We start from the raw sequence: 21,242 nt of genomic DNA on the forward strand, positions 1-21,242 counted from the left end.
GTTGCTGCGTGCGGCTCGCGGCGGCATAGGGGCTAGAGGACGCATAACCTGCAATCCGCGACGAGCGGATTTACTGCGGGCAGCAATTATGCAGAGGTAAAGCCCGGATTAATGCCGGCAGTCTCGTGTGGGGCTCTTTCTGTGCAACAGGCTTTTAGTGATAGATTGCGATTAAAGCAGCCGTAAATAAAAACCTGCGCAAATGACCTACCGGATATTTGCGAGTCTGAGAGAGTCGAAATTGTCGCTACATTTTATCGAGCAGATGGCGCCGCTACTGGACGCCGCCGACGAGGCGGCGTGGTTCGGCGCCGTCGCGGATCTCGCCGAGACGTGGGGATTCGACCGGCTTCTGATTGCCATGCTGCCGCGCCCGACCATTCGGCTGGAAGACGCGTACGTGCGCAGCACCTATGCGCCCGCGTGGCGCCGCACTTACGACGAGCAGGGTCTCGTGCACATCGACCCGACCGTCGCGCATTGTGCGACGCGCTCGACGCCGCTTGTCTGGTCGCCGGAAATCTTCATCACGGCGCCGCAGCAGTCCATGTACGAGGAAGCCCGCGCGCACGGTCTGCGCGCGGGCGTAACGCTGCCGATTCACGGCCCGAATCAGGAAGCCGGCATGATGTGCTTCGTGAACGACGCAAATCCGACCGACACCTTCTGGCGTCATATCGACGTCGTGCTGCCCAACCTGGTGCTACTGCGCGACCTGGTGATCGACACCAGCCAGCGCCATCTGCATACGCACACGCAGACGCTGTTGCCGAAGCTGACGCCGCGCGAACGCGAGTGTCTTCAATGGACCGCGCGCGGCAAATCCACGTGGGAAATTTCGCATATCCTGAACTGCTCGGAAGCCGTGGTGAACTTCCACATGAAAAATATCAGGACGAAACTCGGCGTGAATTCGCGGCGCGCGGCAGCCGTGATTGCGACACAACTCGGGCTTATTGACCCGGGTTAAGCAAGGCCGCGGCGTCGCGGCTGTGCAGCACGCGCTCGGCGCGGCCGAGGTCCGCATCCGAGACCGTCTTGGTGAAGTACAGGCCCAGCAGGATCGAAACCGGTGCCGGAATTTCCGCGCCGGATTCAAAGCGGCTGCCGCGCGACTGGGTGACGCCGAAACGCGCCCAGAAACGGCGCTGGCTCTCTTTTTTCTTTTTGCGGTAAGCAATGATCAAGACCCGGTCCACCGCCGTCGAAGGCTCCGCCGAACGCGTTTGGAGGCCGGTTTGCGGTTGCCAGTGATTGTCGAGAAGTTCCATTTTCGTGTCCCGTCGGTTGAGTGCTGTTGCTATCTCAAATTCTGCGTTATCCGATAAGCATGCACACCTATCCAGGTAGATAGGTGGCGGAACGATTCAGAATGCATAAGTTTTCCTGCGTATTGGTTTTCCCCAACACGTTCAGGAGAACGTCATGCAAACAGCAATCCGGATTGGAATGCGTCAAGAGTTCGACAACGAAGACATCAACGAGATGTACCGCCTGCGGGCGCGGGTGTTTCACGGCCGGCTGGGGTGGGATATTCCGACCATAGCGGGCATGGAGATCGACGGCTACGATGCGCTGGGACCGCATTACATGCTGATTCAGGGCGACGACCGGCGCGTGCGCGGCTGCTGGCGCCTCATGCCGACCGAGGGGCCGAACATGCTGAAAGACACCTTCCCGCAACTGCTGCACGGCGCGGCGGCGCCGGTTGGGCGGCACATCTGGGAACTGAGCCGCTTCGCGATCGACACGAGCGGCGAGGAGAAGTCGTTCGGTTTCGCCGATGTGACGATGCAGGCGATCCACGAGCTGGTCACGTTCGCGGACCGCATGGGCATCACGCGCTATGTGACGGTGACCACGACGCCGATCGAACGGCTGTTGCGCAAGACCGGCATTGAGATCAGCCGGCTCGGCTCACCGCTGCAGATCGGCGTGGAACGCGCCGTGGCGCTCGACATTGCCGTGAGTCCGAAAACGCGCACGGCTCTGTTCGGGCCGATGGCCGCGGCCGCTTAGCTCCTCCACTGCTTCGCTGCTCCGCCGCCTGGCTGCCGGCCGCCGGCCATCGCAACTGTCCACGCGCTGCTAACTCTGCTCGATCCGCGCGCGGCGGATCACGCGAAGCTCCCTACGAACCAAACATCCGTTCGAGCGCATTTTCCAGGTGCGCTCGCATCGCCTGCCCTGCCGCCTGCGGGTCTTTACGGCGGATCGCGTCGAGCACCGCTCTGTGCTCAGCCTGCACAAGGCGCTGCCGCTCCACCGTTTTCACGAGCGAGAGATTGCGCGACAGGTTCATGCTGAAAACAATCTGTTCCTCGATGAACGACATCACCGTGATGAAAAACGGGTTGCGCGACGCGCGCGCCACCGCGAGGTGGAACAGGAAGTCGTCGTGTGCGCCGATGCCGCGCGTCTCGATGATGCGTTCCAGTTGCTGCCACGCTTCTTCGATCGCGGCGATGTCGTCGGCGTCGGCTTTGAGTGCCGCATGCTCCGCCGCGCCCGTCTCCGTGACGATGCGAAATTCATAGCAACGGCGGATGTCGGACAGTGTTTCGAGCGGCGCAAAACGCCGCACGTCGGGATCGGGCCGCCGCGCGACCGTCGTGCCCGAACCGTGGCGCGTGACGATGATGCCGTCGGCCCTCAGCCGCGCCAGTGCCTCGCGCACCGTGGGCCGCGAGGTCGAAAAACGCTCGGCCAGCGCGTGCTCGGTGGGCAGCCGCTGACCTTCCTTGTACTCGCCTTCGAGAATGCGATTCAGGATGTCGCCGTAGATCTTGTCGGGCAAGCCCGTCGTTTTGCGCTCGTTCATCGGCCGGGCGGATGCAGCTTGTCAGAGTAGGCTCCAATTGTAAGGCAAACCCTGGCGGCATTCGCCGCGTTTCGCGCTCTTGCAATCGAGTCAAAGGCCGCCGCGCCTGATCGCAAACGCGGGCCGGCCCGCGCGGCTCCGCGTCAAAATTTGTGAACCGGTTGATTTACATCCTGTCCGAACGCAAGTCGGTGGACCATGATCGAAGTTTCGCAACCTGACGTGGAGTGGATATGTACACACGCATTCTTGTAGCGGTCGACGGCAGCCAGACTTCGCGCCGCGCCTTCGAGGCGGCGCTCGCGCTCGCCAGATCGACGGGCGCTGTTTTGCAGCCGCTCTATGTCGTCGAAAATACGCCGATGTATTTCGAGGCGCCCGGCTACGATCCTTCGGTGCTTCGCAACCGGCTGATCGAACAGGGCAAGGAACTCGGCGTGGAGTTGGCGCGCGAAATGGACGCGCAAGGTGTGAAGGGCGAGATTGTCGTTAGCGAGGCGGCGTCGCTCGATGATGTATCAACCGCCGTGCTGAAAGCCGCCGCCGACTTCAACGCCGATCTGCTCGTCATGGGCACGCACGGCCGGCGCGGATTTCAACGGCTGATTCTCGGCAGCGTCGCCGAGCGCTGCGTGCGCCAGGCGCGCTTGCCGGTGCTGCTGATCCCATCGGCGGCAACGAAGCAGGCCGACGATCCGCCCGCGGATATCTGAAGTCGCCGCAACGGCGTGCGGCGTGCATCAAGGCTGCCCGCCGCGTTGCAATGCGCGATGAGTCACGTGATCGTCCAGCAAGCGCCGCATCGTCGCGAGCAGAATCGCGCCGTCCACGGGCTTGCGCAGGAATCCGTCGAAGCTCACGAAGGCGGGCGGGCTCGGTTCTCCCGAGACAAGGATGAACGCGACGTCGGCGAGACCCGGCAGCGTGCGCAACCGGTGGCATAGCTCGCTGCCCGACATGACCGGCATGCGCCAGTCGGCAACGACCACGTCGACCGGCGCGGCCATGAACTGCGCGAGCGCCGACTTGCCGTCGAGCGCCGTCTTTACTTCGTAACCCCCCGCGGCGCAGACGGCGCTCCATGCATCGAGCGCCTCGGCGTCGTCATCGACCAGCAGTACGGTTGCCATGTGCAATTGTCCTATCGCTTCGACGACCTGCTTCGCAACCCGCATGCCAACGCGCGCTGCCCGCTTGCGCGAGCCGGCTTGCCCGTAGGCAAGCCGCGAAATCAGGCTGTGAAACGAAGCCGGAAAGCGCGAGGCTGCCGCCATGCGGCATGGTGAATTGCCGCTCGCGACAACCTCGCGTGTTGCTGCCTGTTGTTGTTAACAATAGCAACTCAATCGCACCTCGGCAGGCAAACCGCTTGACGTTGCAACGTCAGCCGCGCGCGAGAGCAACCGCGACGAGGCGCTGCTGTTCGTCGCGATGCGCGCGTATCGACGAGTGCGCGCCCGACGGACTTTCGCGCCGGCACACGTCGACAATGCGGCAGTTCGCCGGCACTGCCTGCTCGATTTCGTCGCGTACGAAATGCCATGCGCCGTGCTTCTTTTCCTCTTCCTGCGCCCACACCACTTCATCGAGCTGCGGGAAGGCGGCGAGCGCAACGGCAAGCTCGCTCGTCGGAAACGGATACAACTGCTCGACGCGGATGAGCGCGGTTCGCGTGTCGCCGCCAGCATCGCGCGCTGCCTGCAAGTCATAGAAGAACTTGCCGCTCGACAGCACGACGCGCGTCACGTCTTGCGGCGAAGCGACGCCGCTATCGTGCAGCACCGGAAGAAACGCGCCGCCGATCAACTCGCCGAGCGGCGAATGCGAGCGCGCATTGCCATAGAGCTGTCCTTTCGGCGACATCACGACGAGCGGCTTCGGCTCCGCGCTCAACGCCTGCTCGCGCAGCATATGGAACCATTGCGACGACGTCGACGGCATCACGACCTTCATGTTGCCGCCCGCGCATAGTTGCAGAAAGCGGCTGACGTACCCGGTCGAATGCTCGGGGCCGACGCCTTCGTGGCCATGCGGCAGCAGCATCGTCAAACCGGAGCGCTGGTCCCACTTGTACTCGCCCGCGGCAATGTATTGATCGATGATCACTTGCGCGCCGTTCACGAAGTCGCCGAACTGCGCTTCCCAGATCGCGAGGTGAGAGCCGGTCTGCACGCTGTAGCCGTATTCGAAACCCAGCACCGCCTCTTCGGTCAGCGGCGAGTTGACGATGTCGAACTCGCCTTGATGCACACCGAGGTTTTGCAGCGGCACATAAGGCTCGGTCGCGTTTGCGGTGTCGCTTGCCGCATTGCCTTGCGAATGCCACACCGCATGCCGATGCATGAATGTGCCGCGACCAACGTCCATGCCGGAGATGCGCACACTATGGCCGTCGTCGAGCAACGTCGCGTATGCCAGGTTTTCCGCGAAGCACCAGTCGACGGCCGCGGTTTCATCGGCGACGCTCTTTTGCCACTGCGCGGTGATGTTGCGCAGCAACTCGTGCAGCCGGAACGCGGGCGGCGTGCGAGTCAACGCCGCGGTCAACGACTGCATGCGCGCGAGCGACAACGGCCGCGTGCGCTTTATCCGGTTGCCGTGAGACCGTGACGAAGTTAGCGCGGACGGCGGCGTCGTCTGAAGCTCCTTCAACGCTTCCGCGCGCAGCACGTCGAGCGGCGTGTCTTCGCCGATGGCCGCGTGATACAACTCGGTGACGGTCTGATGCGTCGCGATCGCCGCTTGCTGCAACGGCTGCGTGAGCGCGGGGATGTCATGCTCCGAGTGACCCAGACGCCGATAGCCGATCAGGTCGATGGTCACATCGGCCTCGTGCTCCATCCGGTATTGCAATGCGAGCTTCGCGGCGCGCATCACTTCGTCGGGACGATCGGCGTTCACGCGGATCACGGGCGCGTCGATCATCCGCGCAATGTCCGTGCAATACGAATAGGCTTCGGCGTCCATCCGGTTCGGCGTCGTGAAGCCGATCTGATTGTTCACGATCACATGGATCGTGCCGCCCAATGCATAGCCGTCCTTGCGTGTCATGTTGAGCGTTTCCATCACGATGCCCTGGCCCGCGAAGGCGGCGTCGCCGTGCATGACGAGCGGCAGGCAGCCGAAGCCGCGATGCTCGTCCTGGTACGCGCGCGCCATGCCGCTCACGACCGGATAGACGCTTTGCAAGTGCGACGGATTGGGCGCAAGGAAGATCGCGACATCGCCGTCTTGCGTCTTTCTCACCGTGTTGGCGCCGAGGTGATACGGCAGATCGCGCTGCACGGCCGCGGCTTCCGAATCGGGATCGAGACAATCGACCAGCTTCGCCGGATCGAAGTCCATCACGTTGGCAAGCACATTCAGGCGCCCGCGATGCGGCATGCCCGCGAACACCTGCCGAACGCCATGAGCGGCAGCCTGATCGACGATTGCTTCGATGAGCGGCACGAGGCTCTCGCAACCTTCGAGCGAGAAGCGCTTCGCATGTTCGAATCGCGCCGCCACATGACGCTCCCACGTTTCAGCGGCCACAAGACGGCGCAGCACACGGCGGCGCGGCTCGCGCGCCGGCAACGGCGCAAGCTGCTCCGTCTTGAGCCACGCGGACAACTGGGCGCGGCGCTGCTGATCGCGGATGCCGGTCAGATCGAGGCCGATCGCGCCGCAATAGACGCGCCGCAATTGCCGCTCGAGTTCATGCACCGCAGCCGAAGGCGGCAGCAGCGGATTTTCGGCGCCGATCGGCTGCGCCGGATCGAGCCCATGAAACACAGGGTCGAGTTCGGGCACCTCGGGCACGGGCGCAAGGCGCAGCGGATCGAGCGACGCCTGACGATGACCGTGCTGACGGAACGCGTCGATGAAGCGCCGGACCTGCAGCGTCCGCGCTACCGGCGACAGGTCGCCTGCCGGTTCGATAACCGCGCCGGCTGGCGAGCGTGAAAGAACAATCGATTCGGAAGAGACGTGGGACATGTTGGATAGCGTGCGGAAGAAACCGTTAATCGGATTCCGCTGTCCGCATGCGAATGCTCGGGGCGTACGCCCGCGACGGCAACGCGACGGTTGGCCGTGATCTTCGGCAGACAGCGAAACGGGAAAGAGCGCGATGCGGATGCGGGCTTGCAGCAGCGCTCGGTCTTCTATGTGTTATCGAGCCGGTCCGCGCGACCGGCTCGTGTCTCCGTCCGTTGCCTGCCTCGACTTCTACTGGGCCGACACGAGCCAAGCACCCGCATCGCTGACATCATTCGAGCGATGCGCATGCGAGTCGCGCGTGACGCGACGTTGTTTCGACGTGGCGTCGTCGAGCTTGAAGGTGCTGACGGTCTGCGTGAGTTGCTGCGCCTGGTCTTGCAGAGCCTGCGCCGCAGCGGCGCTTTGCTCGACGAGCGCGGCGTTTTCCTGCGTCACCTTGTCCATCTGCGTGACGGCGTGGTTGATCTGCTCGATGCCTTCGCTTTGCTCCTTGCTCGACGAACTGATCTCGGCCACGATTTCCGTCACATGACGAATGCTCTTCACGACTTCGCCGATGATCTGTCCGGCTTCCTCGACCATCTTGCCGCCGGTGCCGACCTGACTCACCGAGTCGGCGATCAGCTCCTTGATTTCCTTCGCCGCAACGGCGCTGCGCTGCGCGAGGCCGCGCACTTCGCTCGCGACCACCGCGAAGCCGCGCCCGTGTTCGCCCGCGCGCGCCGCTTCCACGGCTGCGTTGAGCGCGAGAATGTTGGTCTGGAACGCGATACCGTCGATCACGCCGATGATCTCGACGATCCTGCGCGACGACTCGTTGATGGCGGTCATCGTGCTCACGACCTGGTTCACGGCTTCACCGCCGCGCACCGCGACATCCGACGCGCTCGACGCAAGCTGATTGGCCTCGCGTGCGTTATCGGCGTTCTGCTTGACCGTCGACGTGAGTTGCTCCATCGCGGCCGCCGTCTCTTCGAGCGAGCTCGCCTGATGTTCGGTGCGGCTCGACAGGTCCATGTTGCCGCTCGCCACTTCGCGCGTCGCCTGGCTGATCGTGTCCGTGCCTTGGCGCACTTGCGCGACGATGCCGTGCAGATTGCCGGTCATGCGTTCGAGCGCGGTGAGAAGGCGGCCCACTTCATCGGTCGAATCGATGTGCAGATGATGCGTGAGATCGCCGGCCGCGACCGCTTCGGCGAGAACGACCGCACGGTTGATCGGCCGCGTGATGGTGCGCGTGATGAAGATGCCGGTCGCGATCGCGATCACCGTGGCGAACAGCGCAAGCAGAATCATTTGCAGCTTCGCGTTGTGCGCTTCGGCGACGGCTTCGGCGACATCGCGCGCCATCCGGTCCGCCTGCACGTCGACCATCTTGTCGACGAGAACGTAATACGCGTCCTGCAGCCGCGCCATGTCGCCCTGATAGACGTCGCGCGCGTCCTGCTGCTGGTTCTTGCTGACCAGATCGAAGAAGCTCTTCACGCTCACGCCGTAAGCCGAGCGCGCGTCGAACTGCTGCTTGAAGAGCGCCCGGGTTTCATCACTCGTCAGGTGCTTTTCGAGCTCGGCGTAGGCTTGCGCATTCGCTTTGCGGATCGCCGCGTAGTCGTCCATGTACTGCTTGGCTTTATCGGGCGACGTGGTCAGCAGCAGATTGCTCAGAATGCCGTTTGCCTTGTATCCGTTGCTCTTGATCTGATTGCTGAGCGCGATCAGCGTATACCGATTGCTGACGATCTCATCCATCTTCGTGTTGGTCGACTCGAGGTGCTCGATGCCGACGACAGCCGTGCCGACCAGCAGCGCGACCATCAGCGCAAAGGCGGAGCCAAGACGAACCCCGATTTTCAAATTCGAAATCTTCATGTGTCTAATTCCTTCCCCAACCGCTCGATAAAAGTTGTCGCGAAGCGCGCGCAGTTCACCGCATTGCGGCGCCGCCCCGCGCTTCGGCGTGAACACATCCGCCACGTCTCAAGGCGGTTCACTCGATGACGCCGACATGGGCACGTTGTAGTCCGCCCCTTTCTCGTTGCCGCCGCATTCTTCAGACAATATGACGACAAAAATTCCTAAACCTTGAGAGTGGTGTGCGCGAGAAAGAAAAAAATTCGCCAAACGTTTGCGAGTGCGCGGGAAAGTCGCTGGTTGACGCAAAACGTTGAGTAAGAGCTCGCGCGGGCGGGAAAGCGCATTCGGACGCTTCCGCGTTTGGAGGACGCGAGGCGCGGCGTTCTGACGTCGCTCAAGATGCCTGAGCGCGGGAGCGCGTCATTTTGCCGCGAAACGGGGGACAGAGCCGGTGGGACAATCAATCATTACCTCCTGACATCGGCTCAGACATGTTGACCCCTACCGTTGTGATTCCCGCCCCGCCTTCGGCCCCGACTTCCGCCCCGAGTTCGGCCCCGGCTTCCGCAGTTCCGGGCGGCTCCGCCGTCACCTCGCCCGCACCGCGAGCCAGCCGCCGGGCGACGCCGCGTGCCGCCACGCGCACGCCCACCCGCAGCGCCGCGCGCTGCTCGAGCTGCTCGATGCGGCAGTTGTGCATGCCGCAAGGCTTGTCGAACGACGAACTTTCCAAACTCGAAACGCTGATCTGCTCGGCGCGCTCCGTGCATCGCGGGGAAGCGCTGTACCGCAGCGGCGACCGTTTCGACAACATTTACGCAGTGCGCTCCGGCTCGATGAAAACCGTCATGGCGCACCGCGACGGGCGCGAACAGGTGACGGGCCTGCGGCTTGCCGGCGAAGCGCTCGGCCTCGACGGCATCAGCGAAGACCGGCACGCGTGCAGCGCACTCGCGCTCGAGGACAGCACGGTGTGCATCGTCCCCTACACCGCGCTCAAGTCGCTGTGCCGCGAAATCGGCTCGATGCAGGAGCGCCTGCACAAGCTGCTCGGCGAGCAGATCGTGCGCGAAGCCGCCCAGATGATGGTGCTCGGCTCGCTGTCGGCGGACGAACGGGTCGCGGCCTTTCTGCTCGACGTGTCCGAGCGCAATGCGCAGCGCGGCTATTCGTCGGCGGAGTTCAATCTGCGGATGACGCGCGAGGACATGGGCAGCTATCTCGGCATGACGCTCGAAACCGTGAGCCGCACGCTGTCAAGATTTCAAAAGCGCGGCCTGATCGACACGCAAGGCAAGCACATTCGCATCGTCGATCTGGACGGCTTGCGGCAGGTCTAAACCCCGCGCACAGGGCCGGCCGCGGCCCTTTGCACGTTTTTCCAGCGGGTCTTTTGCCTTGGCATGGCAACTGCGAGCGGGTACAGTCTTTGTTTAGTCCGTCCCCCGCAAGGAGACCCGGCGAAATGAACCGCGATCCCCGCCCGCATCACCCGCTCGTTCAGCGTCTGATCGACGCGCGTCAAGTTACCGACGCTCTCTTCTCCATCGTCAAGCCCGAGTTTCTGTACGAAAGACCGATCCGCGAGCGGCATCGCATCGTGTTCTATATCGGTCACCTCGAAGCTTTCGACCGTAATCTGTTCGATCAGCGTCTGTTCGAACTGCCCGCTTTCGATTCCCAACTCGATCAGCTTTTCGCATTCGGCATCGATCCGGTTGATGGCGGCTTTCCCACCGATCAACCAGGCGACTGGCCTTCGCTCCAGACCGTGCGCGAGTATGGCCTGCGCGCTCGCGAACAGATCGACCGCGAACTGCGCGCGCTGACCGATTCCGCGCGCGTCGATGCGTCGGAGCAATTGCTGAATGTCGCGATCGAGCATCGGCTGATGCATGCGGAGACGCTTGCGTACATGCTTCATCAATTGCCGCTCGCACAGAAAGTGACCGGGCTGCGCGAGCCTGTCGTGAGCGGTCCGGGGCGCGCGACCGGCGTATCGTCGATGGTCCGCGTGCCTGCGGGCTCGGCCACGCTCGGGATGCGGCGCGACGGCGGCCGCTTCGGCTGGGACAACGAGTTCGGCGAATTGCAAGTGGACGTGCCGGCCTTTGAGATCGACCGCTATATGGTGACGAACGGCGCGTTTCGCGCGTTCATCGACGCGGGCGGTTATCGCGAGCCGAAGTGGTGGTCGGAGCAGGACTGGGCGTGGAAGGAAGCCGAGGGCATCGAGCATCCGGCATGCTGGTCGCGGCGCAGCGGCAACGGCGAAGGTAACGGTGAAGACAGCGGTGAAGGCAACGGCGTTCGCGACGAATGGACGTTGCGCACCATGTTCGACGACGTGCCCTTGCCGCTCGACTGGCCCGCGTACGTCAGCCACGCCGAGGCGAGCGCCTATGCGCGCTGGGCCGGCAAGGCGCTGCCCACCGAAGCGCAATGGCAACGCGCCGCACAGGGCGCGCCGCACGCGGGCTCGGGCAACTTCGATTTCCGTAGCTGGGACCCTCGGCCCGTCGACGCTTATCCCGACAACGTGAGCGCATTCGGCGTGGAAGGCCAGTTCGGCAACGGCTGGGAATGGACGTCGACATTGTTCGACGGCCTGCCGGGATTCGAGCCGTTTCCGTTCTATCTGGGCTACTCGGCCAATTTCTTCGACGGCAAGCATTACGTGCTGAAGGGCGGATCGGCGCGCACCGCGCAGTGCATGTTGCGGCCGACGTTTCGCAACTGGTTTCAGCCGCATTATCAGTACGTTTATGCAGGGTTCCGCTGCGTTAAAGCGTGACGAATCACGCATAAGAGAACAAGAGCATAAGCCTGCCGAAAAAACCGGCAGGCTTGCTTATGCGTCGCTTCCTACGCGCGCGACTCGATCAGGCGTTGAAACCGCCGTCGATCGTCAAGCTCGCGCCCGTGACAAATGCCGCTTCCGGGCTGACAACATAGGAGACCATCCCTGCGATTTCATCCGGCCGTCCATGACGCGGAAGCGCCATGAAACCGTGCAGCATCGACGCGAAATCGCCGGATTCAGGGTTCATGTCCGTATCGGTCGGACCGGGTTGCACGTTGTTGACCGTGATGCCGCGCGGACCGAGATCGCGCGCGAGGCCCTGCACGAGTCCGCGCAACGCGGACTTGCTCATTGCATACGCGGCGCCGCCGGGAAACGGCATGCGTTCGGCGTTGACGCTGCTGATGTTCACGATGCGGCCGCCATCGCCCATATGCGGCAACACCGCCTTCACCGCGACGAAAACAGCGCGCACGTTGACTTGCAGCGTCCGGTCGAAATCCTCGAGCGAGAACGTCTCGACCGGGCCTAGCGCGAGCACCCCCGCGTTGTTCACGAGAATATCGATCTTGCCGAATTTGCCGGCGACATCGTCGATCGCGCGGCTCACCGCCGCGGCATCGCCCGCGTCCGCTTGCAGTGCGAGCGCGCGGCCGCCCTGCTGCTCGATGCTGCCGGCGAGTGCCTGCGCGGCCGCCGACGAACCCTTGTACGTGAACGCTACCGTCGCGCCTTCCTTCGACAAACGTTGCACGATTGCCGCGCCGATGCCCCGGCTGCCGCCGGTGACGAATGCAACTTTGCCAGTCAGATTTGCAGTCATGTCTTGCTCCAATGGGTGAGTGAGTGGAGAGCAGTATCGTCCTGAGATTCCCCTTCGACTAGCGTGTGATCTAGACTATCTCTTTCAACTATTTGTCCGAAATCGCCGTGGAGCCTCTCAACCTGATCGAATCGTTTGTGCTCAGCGCAGAGCACCTGAGCTTCTCGGCGGCGGCGCGCCGGCTCGGCCTGACACCGGCCGCCGTGAGCAAGAACGTGGCGCGGCTCGAGACCTCGCTGGGTCTGCGGCTCTTTCAGCGCAGCACGCGCAAGCTCACGCTGACGACCGAAGGCGAAAAGCTGTTGCGCGAAGTCGCCGCGCCGTTCACCGCGCTGCAAGACGCGTTTGCCGGTGCTGCCGTCCAGGACGGCAGGCCGGCGGGCACGCTCAAGGTGAGTCTGGGACTGGCATTCGGCCGCGAATATCTGGTGCCCTTGCTGGGCGAATTCCTCGAGCACTATCCGGCGATCGTGCCGGATTGGCACTTCGATAACCGGCCCGTCGATCTGATCGCCGACGGCTTCGATGTCGCCATCGGCGGCGGCATTGAACTGACGCCGGGAATCGTGGCGCGCGAGTTGGCGCGCACGCATGTGATCGTGGCGGCATCGCCGGCTTATATGGCGACGCGCACGATGCCGAGGCACCCGTCCGAACTGAGCGGGTTCGACGGAATCGTTCGCCGCTCGTCGACAACCGGCCGGTTGCGCGCGTGGACGCTGCAGAACCATGTGGGCGAGCAGTACCAGGCGGAGTGCCGCACGCGCATGATTTTCGACGACCCCGAAGCGATCGCGCATGCAGCGATGCACGGCCAGGGCGTCGCCTTCCTGCCGATGCCGCACGCAGCGCCCTGGCTCGCAAGCGGCGCGTTGATGCGTCTCTTGCCGGCGTGGTACGCGGACCAGGGACCGATATCGATCTACTACCCGAACAAAAAACTGTTGCCGGCGAGGACGCGCGTGTTTATCGATTTCGTCGTCGATGCATTTCGAAAGCAGAAGCTCGCCGCGAAATTCGACGGCCGATAAGGCGGCGCGTGTCCACCTATAACGCACATGCTACGATTATCTGCCGTCATCTCAGCGAGCTTTCCGCACTCATGCTCAGACTCGTTTTTGTGCTTGTTTCAGCAGCGCTCGCCGCGCCGCTGTCGGCTTTCGCATTCAGAGGCGGGAATCCCGAGTACGACCAATGCATTCTGAATTCGCTCGCGAATAGCCAGAGCAATTACGCGGCGCGCGCCATTACCAATTCGTGCATCGCGCTCTACAAAAACGGGGCACTGCTGTTGCCGCGTGAAAGGGCCTATCACGTGTGTGTCTTGCAGAATGTGCAGAGCGTGCGAGGCGCGTTTGCAGTCAACGAAATCTTGCACGCGTGCCGTCGGCAGAATCCTATGTGACGCGATGGGGACTCACGTTGCGCAACCGCGCTTGCTCTAATCAACCCGCCGATCTAAAGCGCGACGCTCTCGAGCCGCGACGCCAGAAACTCCACGAATAGCCGCGTGCGCGCGGGCAGGCGCCGCGTAGGTAACCATAGCGCCTGCAACGGCAGCGGCGACAGTTCATAGTCGGTCAGGATCAGTTCCACGCGACGCTGCTGCACCAGTTCGCCAATCTGCCAGTACGCGGCGCGGCCAATGCCGAGACCGCTCGCAACGGCATCGTTGATCGCCGCCGTGCTGTTGCTTTCGAAGCGCCCGCGCACCTGCACCGACTCCTCCACTCCGCGTTTGCTGCGATAGCGCCACAGCGAGGCTTCCGGTAATGACGAGCGGATCACGCAATCATGCTGCTTCAAATCAGTCGGCCGCAGCGGACGCCCGCGCGCCTCGAGATAAGCGGGCGACGCGAACGTCACCCGGCGGATGGTGCCGAGCCGCCGCGCAATCAGATTCGAGTCAGGCGTCTCGCCGATACGGATGGTGACGTCGGCGCCGCTCGTCGCCGGATCGTCGTACTCCTCGGACAGATCGAGCGACGCCGTAAGTCGCGGATAGCGCGCGAGAAACGCCGCCACCAGCGGCGCGATATAGCGCGGACCGAAGAGCGTCGGACCGCAGATACGCAGACGCCCCGACACCGTAGTTGCGTGCTCGGCCAGTTCGGCGCGCGCCATCGCCAGATCGGCAAGCACCTGCTTGATGCGCGTGTAGAACTGCTCGCCCGCCGTGGTGAGCCGGCACTGGCGCGTGGTGCGCGCGACGAGCAGCGTCCCTGCCTCGCGCTCGAGCACTTGCAGCGAGCGGCTGACCGCCTGCAACGATCGGTCGAGCCGTCGCGCGGCTGCAGTCAGGTTGCCTTCCTCGGCAATCGCGACAAAAACCTCGAGGTCGCGCAGCGATCCATTATCCATTTTTTCGGGAGAAAGAGTCATTTTCCGCCCCGATTATCTATCAGATAAGCGCGAGTAGCATACGAAGCATCGTTCTCGCGGAGCCACCTGCGTATGCCATCGACCGATCAGAGTCCTGCCGCCGTTGCGACGCCCGCATCCATCGCGACGCGCCCTTATGCGATTGCCGTCGGCATTGCGGTACTCGGTTTGTACGCGTCGCAAGCGCTCGTCAACGATCTCGCCACGTCTGTCGGACTCGGCGCGTGGGCCAACATGGTGACGATGCTGACGCTCACCGGCTACGCCGCCGGCCTGCTGCTTCTCGTGCCGCTCGTCGACCTGTTGCCGAACCGGCCGCTCATCATCGCGACGCTCGGCGCGCAAGTGTTGGCGCTCGCCGTTCTCGCCGCCGCTCGCGAGCCGGTGGCCTTCCTGGCGGCGTCGTTTTTCGTCGGGCTGACGTCGAGTGCGATACAGATGCTCGTCCCCGTCGTCGCATCGCAAGCGCCGGAGGCCGATCGCGGCCGCGTCGTCGGCGACGTGATGAGCGGCCTGATGCTCGGCGTGCTGTTGTCGCGGCCGGCGGCGAGCCTGATCGCCGGCGCGTTCGGCTGGCGCAGCTACTACGCGATCGACGCCGCCGCGCTTGCCGCCATGTCGGCATGGCTGTGGACGCATGTGCCCGATCGGCGTCCCGTTCATCAAAGCTCGTATGCCGCGCTGATCGGCTCGCTGCTGCATCTGATCCGAGACGAACCGGTGCTGCGGCGGCGCGCGCTGTACCAAGGTCTGTTGATGGTGTCGTTCAACCTGTTCTGGACCAGCGTGGCTTTGAAGCTCGCGAGCGCGCCGCTGCGGCTCGGCCATGTCGGGGTGGGTCTGTTCGCGCTGGCCGGCGCGGGCAGCACGATCATCGCGCCGGTCGCGGGACGTCTTGGCGACCGTGGCCTCGACCGGCAAGCGACCATCACGTTCCACTCGATCGTCGTATTGGCAAGCTGCATCGCGCTGCTCGGCGGAAGCAGCGGCCTGCCGCCGGCGGCTTCGCTCGCGCTGCTCGTGCTCGCGGCGCTGCTGCTCGATCTCGGCGTGATCGGCGATCAGGCGATGGGGCGCCGCGCGGTCAACCTGCTCAACCCGCAGGCACGCGGCCGCGTGAACGGCCTTTTCACCGGACTCTTTTTCGTCGGCAGCGCAATCGGTGCGCTGCTCGCGGGGCCCGCATGGGCGTTCGGCCACTGGATGGGTGTGTGCATGGCCGCCGCGGCATTTGCGCTCGCCGCAAACGTACTGCATGTCGTGCAGACGGCGGCGCCGGCGCGCACGTCGCGCACGGCGCCTTCTGGTGCCGAGCCACGCCCTTGATATCGCACCTTTCCACTTGAGGACAAACCGATCATGGATGCAACCCGTTCTACTTCCACCTATTCGACGGTGAACGTCGACGGCGTCGACATTTTCTATCGCGAGGCAGGGCCGAAGGACGCGCCGACCCTTCTACTGCTGCATGGCTTTCCATCGTCTTCGCGGATGTACGAACCACTCATGCCGTTTCTCGCGCCGGAGTTTCGCGTTATCGCGCCGGACTATCCGGGCTTCGGCAATAGCGAGGCTCCATCGCCCGAAAGCTACGCGTATACGTTCGACAACATCGCGCGATCCATTGAACAGTTCACCGATGCGTTGAAGCTCGATCGCTACGTGCTGTTCATGGCCGACTATGGCGGCCCGGTGGGATTCCGGCTTGCGATGGCCCGCCCGGACAAAGTGAAGGGCATCGTGATTCAGAATGCCGTTGCGCATGAAGAAGGACTCGGACCGCTGTGGGAAACGCGCAAGGCATTCTGGAAAGACCGCGCGCAACACGAAGCGAGCTTGCGGGCCAATCTCGCCTCGCCGGATGCGTTGAAGCTGCGGCACGTGGGCACGAGCCCGAACGCACAGCGCTACGACCCGGACAACTGGCGCGACGAAGAACAGTTTCTTGCGCGCCCTGGACAGGCCGCCATTCAGACCGACCTCTTCTACGATTACCGCACGAACCTCGAATCGTATCCGCGCTGGCAAGCGTGGTTGCGTGAGCATCGGCCGCCAACGCTCGTGACCTGGGGAAAGTATGATCCGTCGTTCACCGTGCATGGCGCACACGCGTACCAGCGCGACGTTCCGGATGCCGAAGTGCATGTGCTCGATGCCGGCCACTTCGCGCTGGAAGAAGCGAGCGACGACATCGCTGCGTTGACGCTCAATTTCATGCGGCGGGTGTGGGCACCGTGAGACAGTATGCATCGCGCATCAACGACTATCACCCCGCGGCTTTCGATTAAAAAATTAATGTAGCGCCGGCTTTATTGTCCTTGTCAGATAGCTACCACAGCACGCTTTCATGACAGGTAAATAACGAATAGCCCGCGATGCGCACTGCGTTTACCGATACGGTCCAGGAGAGCTTCACCACGCTCACGCCGACAGCCAAGCGCATTGCCACCTATATGCTGGCGAATCTCGATCGGCTCGGCCTTGAGACGGCCGATCAGATCGCGCAGCAAACGGGAACGAGCGGCATTTCCGTTGGACGCTTTCTGCGCAGCGTCGGCTATCGCAATCTGGATGACCTGAAGCGCGAGTTGCGCGGCGCGCAAACGCGTCCGTGGTTTATTACCGACCGGCTCGACGAGTATCGCAACGAGCGCCACGACGAACACTCGGAGGGCATGAGCCGGCAGCATGCGGCACTCGCACGGTCGCTCGATCTTGAAGTCGATGCCGTGCGCTACGTCTATCAGCTCGCAGAAAGCGAAGCATTTGGCCGCGTCGCTCAACATGTTGCGACGGCGGACGCGGTCTATATCGTCGGCATTCAATCGACTCGCGGCATATCGAACGCGTTCTTCAGCTACCTCGAATATCTGCGCCCGCGTGTGTTCTATTCCGACGGCATGTCGGGTTCCTATGTGGATTCATTGAACTCCGAATTCGCTTCGCCCTATCTGATTGTGACGGACACGCGCGCCTATTCGCGCATCGCACGCCGTTATTGCGAAGCCGCGGCGCAGCGCAACATCGCGTTTGCGCTCGTCACCGATCTCTATTGCCCGTGGGCGCGCGACTTCAATTGCGATCTGTTGCAAGTGAAGACGGATGTCGGCCAGTTCTGGGATTCCCTTGCGCCGCTCACGTGTCTGTTCAATCTCTTGCTGAGCTCGATTGTCGAGCACCTCGGCCCTGCCATCGACGAGCGTGTTGCGCGTAACCGCGAACTGCAACGCGAACTCGATCAGTTCGAATTCTGACCACCATGACCGACAAACATCGCCTGATACACATTACGCACGACACGCATCGTGTGGACATCGACCTCGTTTACGCGACGCCGCGCAACTTCACCGGCAAGCCGATTTACCGCGAAGCGCATTGCCTGCTGCTGGAACCGGCCGAAGCCGCATTGCGTAAAGCCGTCGAACTCGCGGAGAGCATAGGCATGAGCTTGCTCATCTTCGACGCGTACCGTCCGCCTCAAGCGCAAAAAGTACTGTGGGACTTTCTGCCCGATCCGACTTACATCGCGGAACTCGGCCGCGGCTCCAACCATAGCCGGGGCACGGCTATCGATCTCACGCTGATAGACGGCAATGGCGAACCGCTCGACATGGGCACCGGTTTCGATGAAATGGTGAAAGCCTCGGAACACTTTCACCACGGCCTGCCGCAACACGTGCAGCGCAATCGGCTGCTGCTGCTCGGCATCATGCACGCAGCCGGCTTTACGCACATCGCAAGCGAATGGTGGCATTACGAATTGCCTGGCTCGCGCGCGCTGCCGGTCATCGACAACAGCGAAAGCGGCCCATTGAAGTTGATGTGATTGGTTTCCGGCTGTCCATTTGCAGGTTCTCTTCCTTTAGATACGGAGCGAGTATGAATCTGGTTTTGCGCAATGCGCTGGCAGCAGTCGCGGTGGTATCCGCGCTGACATTTTCCGTCACGATGACAGGCAGCGCGCTCGCGGCGACGCCGAAAGACATGCTTGTCATGGCCACGACGCTCGACGAGTTCTCGACACTCGATCCCGGCGAAGTCTATGAACTTGTGCCCGAGGAATACGTTGCGAATACCTATGACCGTCTTGTGCGAGTCGATCTGAAAGACCCGTCGAAATTTAACGGCGATGTCGCGCAATCGTGGAGCGTGAGCCCCGACGGACTCACGTTCACTTTCAAGATTCGTTCCGGCCTCAAGTTCCATTCGGGCAATCCGCTCACGGCCGATGATGTCGCGTGGTCGATCCAGCGCTGCGTGCTGCTGGATAAAGGCGCTGCCGCCGTGCTGCAAGGCATCGGCCTCACCAAAGACAATGCGCTGCAGAAAGTCCAAAAGATCGACGACTCGACAGTCAGCATCACGACCGATCAGAAATACGCGCCCACCTTCGTACTCAATGTTCTCGGCGCGTGGCCCGCATCGGTGCTCGATAAAAAGCTGCTGATGTCGCATCAGAAAGGCAATGACTTCGGCAACGAATGGCTGCGCACGAACGAGGCGGGATCGGGCGCATACAAGCTCGTCAAATGGACCGCCAACGACAGCATCATTCTGCAGAAATACGACGATTACCGCATGCCGCTCGCGATGAAGCGCATCGTGCTTCGTCACGTTCCCGAAGCGTCGAGCCAGCGCCTGCTGCTGGAAAATGGCGATGCTGACGTCGCGCGCAATCTGAGTCCCGACGATCTCGCGGCATTGACGAAATCCAACAAGGCGCATGTGATGGCCGTGCCGCAAGCGACACTGCTCTATCTCGGTCTGAACGTGAAGAATCCGAATCTTGCGAAGCCGGAAGTACAGGAAGCAATGAAATGGCTGATCGATTACAACGGCATTCAGACGAACGTCGTGAAGACGACTTATAAAGTGCATCAAACGTTCTTGCCGGAAGGCTTTCTCGGCGCACTCAATAGCAACCCCTATCACCAGGACGTTGCAAAGGCGAAGGCACTGCTCGCCAAAGCGGGCTTGCCGAACGGCTTTAGCGTCACGATGGATGTGCGCAGCGCCTATCCGTACAACGAAATTGCACAGGCAGTGCAAGCCAATCTGGCTCAAGGCGGAATCAAAGTCGAGATCATTCCTGGCGATAACAAGCAGACGCTCGCGAAGTATCGCGCGCGTCAGCATGACATTTATATCGGCGAATGGTCCGCCGACTATATCGACCCGCACAGCAATGCGCAGGGCTACGCATGGAATCCGGACAACTCCGACAAGTCCTCGTACAAGATGCTCGCATGGCGTAATTCGTGGGACATTCCCGATCTGACGAAACAGACCAACGCCGCGCTTGCCGAGTCGTCCACCACAAAACGCGCACAGCTTTATCAGACGATGCAAAAGGACATGCTCGCGCATTCGCCGTTCGTCATCATGTTCCAGCAGGTATCGCAGGTCGCGATGCGCCCAGGCGTGTCAGGGCTCGAAGTGGGGCCGATCAACGACCTGGTTTCGTATCTGCACGTGAAGAAGCAGTAATCGCCTGGCGGCGCTGGATCATGTCGACAACCCTGACTCCTATCGACCGCATTCGCGCCGTGTCCGCGCGCCGCGCAAGCGTGCGTTGGACACTGCGCGTGCTGCGCTGGGCGCTCACGCTCGCCATCACGTTTACGGGCCTGCTTGCCGTGACGTTCGTGATTGGCCGCAAGGTGCCGATCGACCCTGTGCTCGCGATACTCGGCGATCGCGCGTCGGCGGCCGCCTATGCGGCCGCGCGTATCCAGTTGGGTCTCGACAAGCCGCTTGCCGAGCAATTCCTGATCTACGTGAATGCGGTGTTGCATGGCGACCTCGGCATGTCGCTGCTGACGGCCAAGCCCGTGCTCGACGACATCCGCCGCGTCTTTCCCGCGACGCTCGAACTGGCGACGCTCGCGACCATCGTCGGCGTATTGGTCGGCGTGCCGCTCGGCGTCGTGGCGGCGACGCGGCATAACCGCTGGATCGATCACGTTGCGCGCTTCGTGGGGCTGATCGGCAGTTCCGTGCCTGTATTCTGGCTCGGCCTGATGGGACTGTTGCTGTTCTACGCGAAGCTGCATTGGGTGTCGGGTCCTGGCAGACTCGACCCGGTGTTCGACGGCATGGTCGACTCGCGCACAGGCAGCCTGCTCGTCGATTCGCTGATGGCCGGCGAATGGGACGTGTTCTTCAACGCGGTCTCACACGTCGCGTTGCCTGCCGCGATACTCGGTTATTACTCCGTTGCGTATCTGAGTCGAATGACGCGCTCGTTCATGCTCGATCAGTTGAACCAGGAGTACATCACGACGGCGCGCGCGAAGGGCGTGCCCGAACGGCGCGTCGTGTGGGTGCATGCATTCGGCAATATCGCGGTGCCGCTGCTCACGGTGATCGCGCTTTCGTATAGCTTCCTGCTCGAAGGTTCGGTGCTCACCGAGATCGTGTTCGCGTGGCCCGGCATCGGCTCGTATCTGACGGGCGCGCTGCTCAATGCCGACATGAATGCCGTACTCGGCAGCACGCTCGTGATAGGCGCTACTTTCATCGCGTTGAATCTGCTCACCGACGCGCTCTATCGCGTGTTCGATCCGCGCGCCCGCTGA

20 protein-coding genes are annotated in these 21,242 nt (G+C 62.6%); 13 read left to right on the plus strand and 7 right to left on the minus strand.

From position 1 onward, the window contains the following. The first annotated feature begins 265 nt into the window (after positions 1 to 265). Positions 266 to 970 (plus strand): LuxR family transcriptional regulator, encoded by a 705-nt coding sequence (locus C8K18_RS05865; protein WP_029966858.1) that lies wholly within the window; start codon positions 266 to 268, stop codon positions 968 to 970. Here the strand turns inward: C8K18_RS05865 and C8K18_RS05870 are convergent. Further along, on the minus strand, positions 954 to 1,271 hold the full coding sequence (locus C8K18_RS05870; RefSeq protein WP_006049650.1) for a hypothetical protein: 318 nt from the start codon (positions 1,269 to 1,271) through the stop codon (positions 954 to 956). The genes C8K18_RS05865 and C8K18_RS05870 overlap by 17 nt on opposite strands. Before the next feature lie 154 nt (positions 1,272 to 1,425). On the opposite strand from C8K18_RS05870, the gene C8K18_RS05875 reads away from it, so the two are divergent. Beyond that, positions 1,426 to 2,019, plus strand: a complete 594-nt coding sequence (locus C8K18_RS05875) for an acyl-homoserine-lactone synthase (RefSeq protein WP_029966860.1) — start codon at positions 1,426 to 1,428, stop codon at positions 2,017 to 2,019. A gap of 112 nt (positions 2,020 to 2,131) precedes the next feature. Here C8K18_RS05875 and C8K18_RS05880 read toward each other — a convergent pair whose 3' ends face one another. After that, entirely contained in the window at positions 2,132 to 2,821 is a 690-nt protein-coding gene (locus C8K18_RS05880; RefSeq protein ID WP_006049652.1) for a FadR/GntR family transcriptional regulator, read from the minus strand. A gap of 233 nt (positions 2,822 to 3,054) precedes the next feature. On the opposite strand from C8K18_RS05880, the gene C8K18_RS05885 reads away from it, so the two are divergent. After that, a complete protein-coding gene (locus C8K18_RS05885; protein ID WP_107706927.1) occupies positions 3,055 to 3,534 on the plus strand; it encodes a universal stress protein in 480 nt (159 codons plus the stop codon). A gap of 27 nt (positions 3,535 to 3,561) precedes the next feature. On the opposite strand, the gene C8K18_RS05890 is transcribed toward C8K18_RS05885, so the two are convergent. From C8K18_RS05890 to C8K18_RS05900, 3 genes are all read right to left on the minus strand, one after another. Beyond that, positions 3,562 to 3,951, minus strand: coding sequence for a two-component system response regulator (locus C8K18_RS05890; protein ID WP_006049654.1), 390 nt, complete (start codon positions 3,949 to 3,951; stop codon positions 3,562 to 3,564). A 253-nt stretch (positions 3,952 to 4,204) separates the two neighbouring features. Next, on the minus strand, positions 4,205 to 6,799 hold the full coding sequence (locus C8K18_RS05895; protein ID WP_107706928.1) for a 2-oxoglutarate dehydrogenase E1 component: 2,595 nt from the start codon (positions 6,797 to 6,799) through the stop codon (positions 4,205 to 4,207). Between the two features lie 231 nt (positions 6,800 to 7,030). After that, positions 7,031 to 8,671 (minus strand): methyl-accepting chemotaxis protein, encoded by a 1,641-nt coding sequence (locus C8K18_RS05900; RefSeq protein WP_029966864.1) that lies wholly within the window; start codon positions 8,669 to 8,671, stop codon positions 7,031 to 7,033. Positions 8,672 to 9,147: 476 nt separating this feature from the next. On the opposite strand from C8K18_RS05900, the gene fnr reads away from it, so the two are divergent. Further along, entirely contained in the window at positions 9,148 to 9,996 is an 849-nt protein-coding gene (gene fnr / locus C8K18_RS05905) for a fumarate/nitrate reduction transcriptional regulator Fnr (protein WP_107706929.1), read from the plus strand. Positions 9,997 to 10,121: 125 nt separating this feature from the next. Next, positions 10,122 to 11,450 carry an SUMF1/EgtB/PvdO family nonheme iron enzyme gene (locus C8K18_RS05910; RefSeq protein ID WP_107706930.1) on the plus strand — a complete coding sequence of 443 codons (1,329 nt, stop codon included), beginning with the start codon at positions 10,122 to 10,124 and terminating at the stop codon, positions 11,448 to 11,450. 88 nt (positions 11,451 to 11,538) lie between these two features. On the opposite strand, the gene C8K18_RS05915 is transcribed toward C8K18_RS05910, so the two are convergent. Then, positions 11,539 to 12,282: an SDR family oxidoreductase gene (locus C8K18_RS05915; RefSeq protein ID WP_107706931.1), complete on the minus strand. Its 744-nt coding sequence runs from the start codon at positions 12,280 to 12,282 to the stop codon at positions 11,539 to 11,541. A 107-nt stretch (positions 12,283 to 12,389) separates the two neighbouring features. Between C8K18_RS05915 and C8K18_RS05920 the strand changes: the two genes are divergently transcribed. Both C8K18_RS05920 and C8K18_RS34030 read left to right on the plus strand, forming a co-directional pair. Further along, positions 12,390 to 13,313, plus strand: coding sequence for a LysR family transcriptional regulator (locus C8K18_RS05920; RefSeq protein WP_107706932.1), 924 nt, complete (start codon positions 12,390 to 12,392; stop codon positions 13,311 to 13,313). 71 nt (positions 13,314 to 13,384) lie between these two features. Continuing rightward, on the plus strand, positions 13,385 to 13,687 hold the full coding sequence (locus tag C8K18_RS34030; RefSeq protein WP_107707134.1) for a VF_A0006 family four-cysteine protein: 303 nt from the start codon (positions 13,385 to 13,387) through the stop codon (positions 13,685 to 13,687). 53 nt (positions 13,688 to 13,740) lie between these two features. Here C8K18_RS34030 and C8K18_RS05930 read toward each other — a convergent pair whose 3' ends face one another. After that, complete coding sequence (locus C8K18_RS05930; protein ID WP_258196067.1) at positions 13,741 to 14,664, minus strand: LysR family transcriptional regulator; 924 nt, start codon at positions 14,662 to 14,664, stop codon at positions 13,741 to 13,743. 72 nt (positions 14,665 to 14,736) lie between these two features. On the opposite strand from C8K18_RS05930, the gene C8K18_RS05935 reads away from it, so the two are divergent. The 6 genes from C8K18_RS05935 (at position 14,737) to C8K18_RS05960 (ending at position 21,242) form a co-directional block, all read left to right on the plus strand. Beyond that, on the plus strand, positions 14,737 to 15,990 hold the full coding sequence (locus C8K18_RS05935) for an MFS transporter (protein WP_107706934.1): 1,254 nt from the start codon (positions 14,737 to 14,739) through the stop codon (positions 15,988 to 15,990). A gap of 33 nt (positions 15,991 to 16,023) precedes the next feature. Next, on the plus strand, positions 16,024 to 16,902 hold the full coding sequence (locus tag C8K18_RS05940; RefSeq protein WP_107706935.1) for an alpha/beta fold hydrolase: 879 nt from the start codon (positions 16,024 to 16,026) through the stop codon (positions 16,900 to 16,902). A gap of 137 nt (positions 16,903 to 17,039) precedes the next feature. Further along, the gene (sapR, locus tag C8K18_RS05945) at positions 17,040 to 17,918 is read left to right on the plus strand and encodes a sap1 transcriptional regulator SapR (RefSeq protein WP_107706936.1); all 879 of its coding nucleotides are present in this window, start codon (positions 17,040 to 17,042) and stop codon (positions 17,916 to 17,918) included. 5 nt (positions 17,919 to 17,923) lie between these two features. Next, positions 17,924 to 18,490 (plus strand): D-alanyl-D-alanine dipeptidase, encoded by a 567-nt coding sequence (ddpX, locus tag C8K18_RS05950; protein ID WP_053859950.1) that lies wholly within the window; start codon positions 17,924 to 17,926, stop codon positions 18,488 to 18,490. 53 nt (positions 18,491 to 18,543) lie between these two features. Continuing rightward, on the plus strand, positions 18,544 to 20,151 hold the full coding sequence (locus tag C8K18_RS05955) for an ABC transporter substrate-binding protein (protein WP_006049667.1): 1,608 nt from the start codon (positions 18,544 to 18,546) through the stop codon (positions 20,149 to 20,151). 20 nt (positions 20,152 to 20,171) lie between these two features. After that, a complete protein-coding gene (locus C8K18_RS05960; RefSeq protein WP_006049668.1) occupies positions 20,172 to 21,242 on the plus strand; it encodes an ABC transporter permease in 1,071 nt (356 codons plus the stop codon).

It is taken from the genome of Paraburkholderia sp. GV068 (genome assembly GCF_003058125.1).
In the GTDB taxonomy this organism is placed as follows: domain Bacteria; phylum Pseudomonadota; class Gammaproteobacteria; order Burkholderiales; family Burkholderiaceae; genus Paraburkholderia; species Paraburkholderia graminis.

Coding starts and splice junctions, on each gene's coding strand:
- C8K18_RS05880 (WP_006049652.1), bottom strand. CDS start 2,821: ATGAACGAGCGCAAAACGACGGGCTTGCCCGACAAGATCTACGGCGAC.
- C8K18_RS34030 (WP_107707134.1), top strand. CDS start 13,385: ATGCTCAGACTCGTTTTTGTGCTTGTTTCAGCAGCGCTCGCCGCGCCG.
- C8K18_RS05960 (WP_006049668.1), top strand. CDS start 20,172: ATGTCGACAACCCTGACTCCTATCGACCGCATTCGCGCCGTGTCCGCG.
- C8K18_RS05910 (WP_107706930.1), top strand. CDS start 10,122: ATGAACCGCGATCCCCGCCCGCATCACCCGCTCGTTCAGCGTCTGATC.
- C8K18_RS05935 (WP_107706934.1), top strand. CDS start 14,737: ATGCCATCGACCGATCAGAGTCCTGCCGCCGTTGCGACGCCCGCATCC.
- C8K18_RS05865 (WP_029966858.1), top strand. CDS start 266: ATGGCGCCGCTACTGGACGCCGCCGACGAGGCGGCGTGGTTCGGCGCC.
- C8K18_RS05900 (WP_029966864.1), bottom strand. CDS start 8,671: ATGAAGATTTCGAATTTGAAAATCGGGGTTCGTCTTGGCTCCGCCTTT.
- C8K18_RS05930 (WP_258196067.1), bottom strand. CDS start 14,664: ATGACTCTTTCTCCCGAAAAAATGGATAATGGATCGCTGCGCGACCTC.
- C8K18_RS05890 (WP_006049654.1), bottom strand. CDS start 3,951: ATGGCAACCGTACTGCTGGTCGATGACGACGCCGAGGCGCTCGATGCA.
- C8K18_RS05915 (WP_107706931.1), bottom strand. CDS start 12,282: ATGACTGCAAATCTGACTGGCAAAGTTGCATTCGTCACCGGCGGCAGC.
- sapR (WP_107706936.1), top strand. CDS start 17,040: ATGCGCACTGCGTTTACCGATACGGTCCAGGAGAGCTTCACCACGCTC.
- C8K18_RS05885 (WP_107706927.1), top strand. CDS start 3,055: ATGTACACACGCATTCTTGTAGCGGTCGACGGCAGCCAGACTTCGCGC.
- C8K18_RS05875 (WP_029966860.1), top strand. CDS start 1,426: ATGCAAACAGCAATCCGGATTGGAATGCGTCAAGAGTTCGACAACGAA.
- fnr (WP_107706929.1), top strand. CDS start 9,148: ATGTTGACCCCTACCGTTGTGATTCCCGCCCCGCCTTCGGCCCCGACT.
- C8K18_RS05955 (WP_006049667.1), top strand. CDS start 18,544: ATGAATCTGGTTTTGCGCAATGCGCTGGCAGCAGTCGCGGTGGTATCC.
- C8K18_RS05895 (WP_107706928.1), bottom strand. CDS start 6,799: ATGTCCCACGTCTCTTCCGAATCGATTGTTCTTTCACGCTCGCCAGCC.
- C8K18_RS05870 (WP_006049650.1), bottom strand. CDS start 1,271: ATGGAACTTCTCGACAATCACTGGCAACCGCAAACCGGCCTCCAAACG.
- ddpX (WP_053859950.1), top strand. CDS start 17,924: ATGACCGACAAACATCGCCTGATACACATTACGCACGACACGCATCGT.
- C8K18_RS05940 (WP_107706935.1), top strand. CDS start 16,024: ATGGATGCAACCCGTTCTACTTCCACCTATTCGACGGTGAACGTCGAC.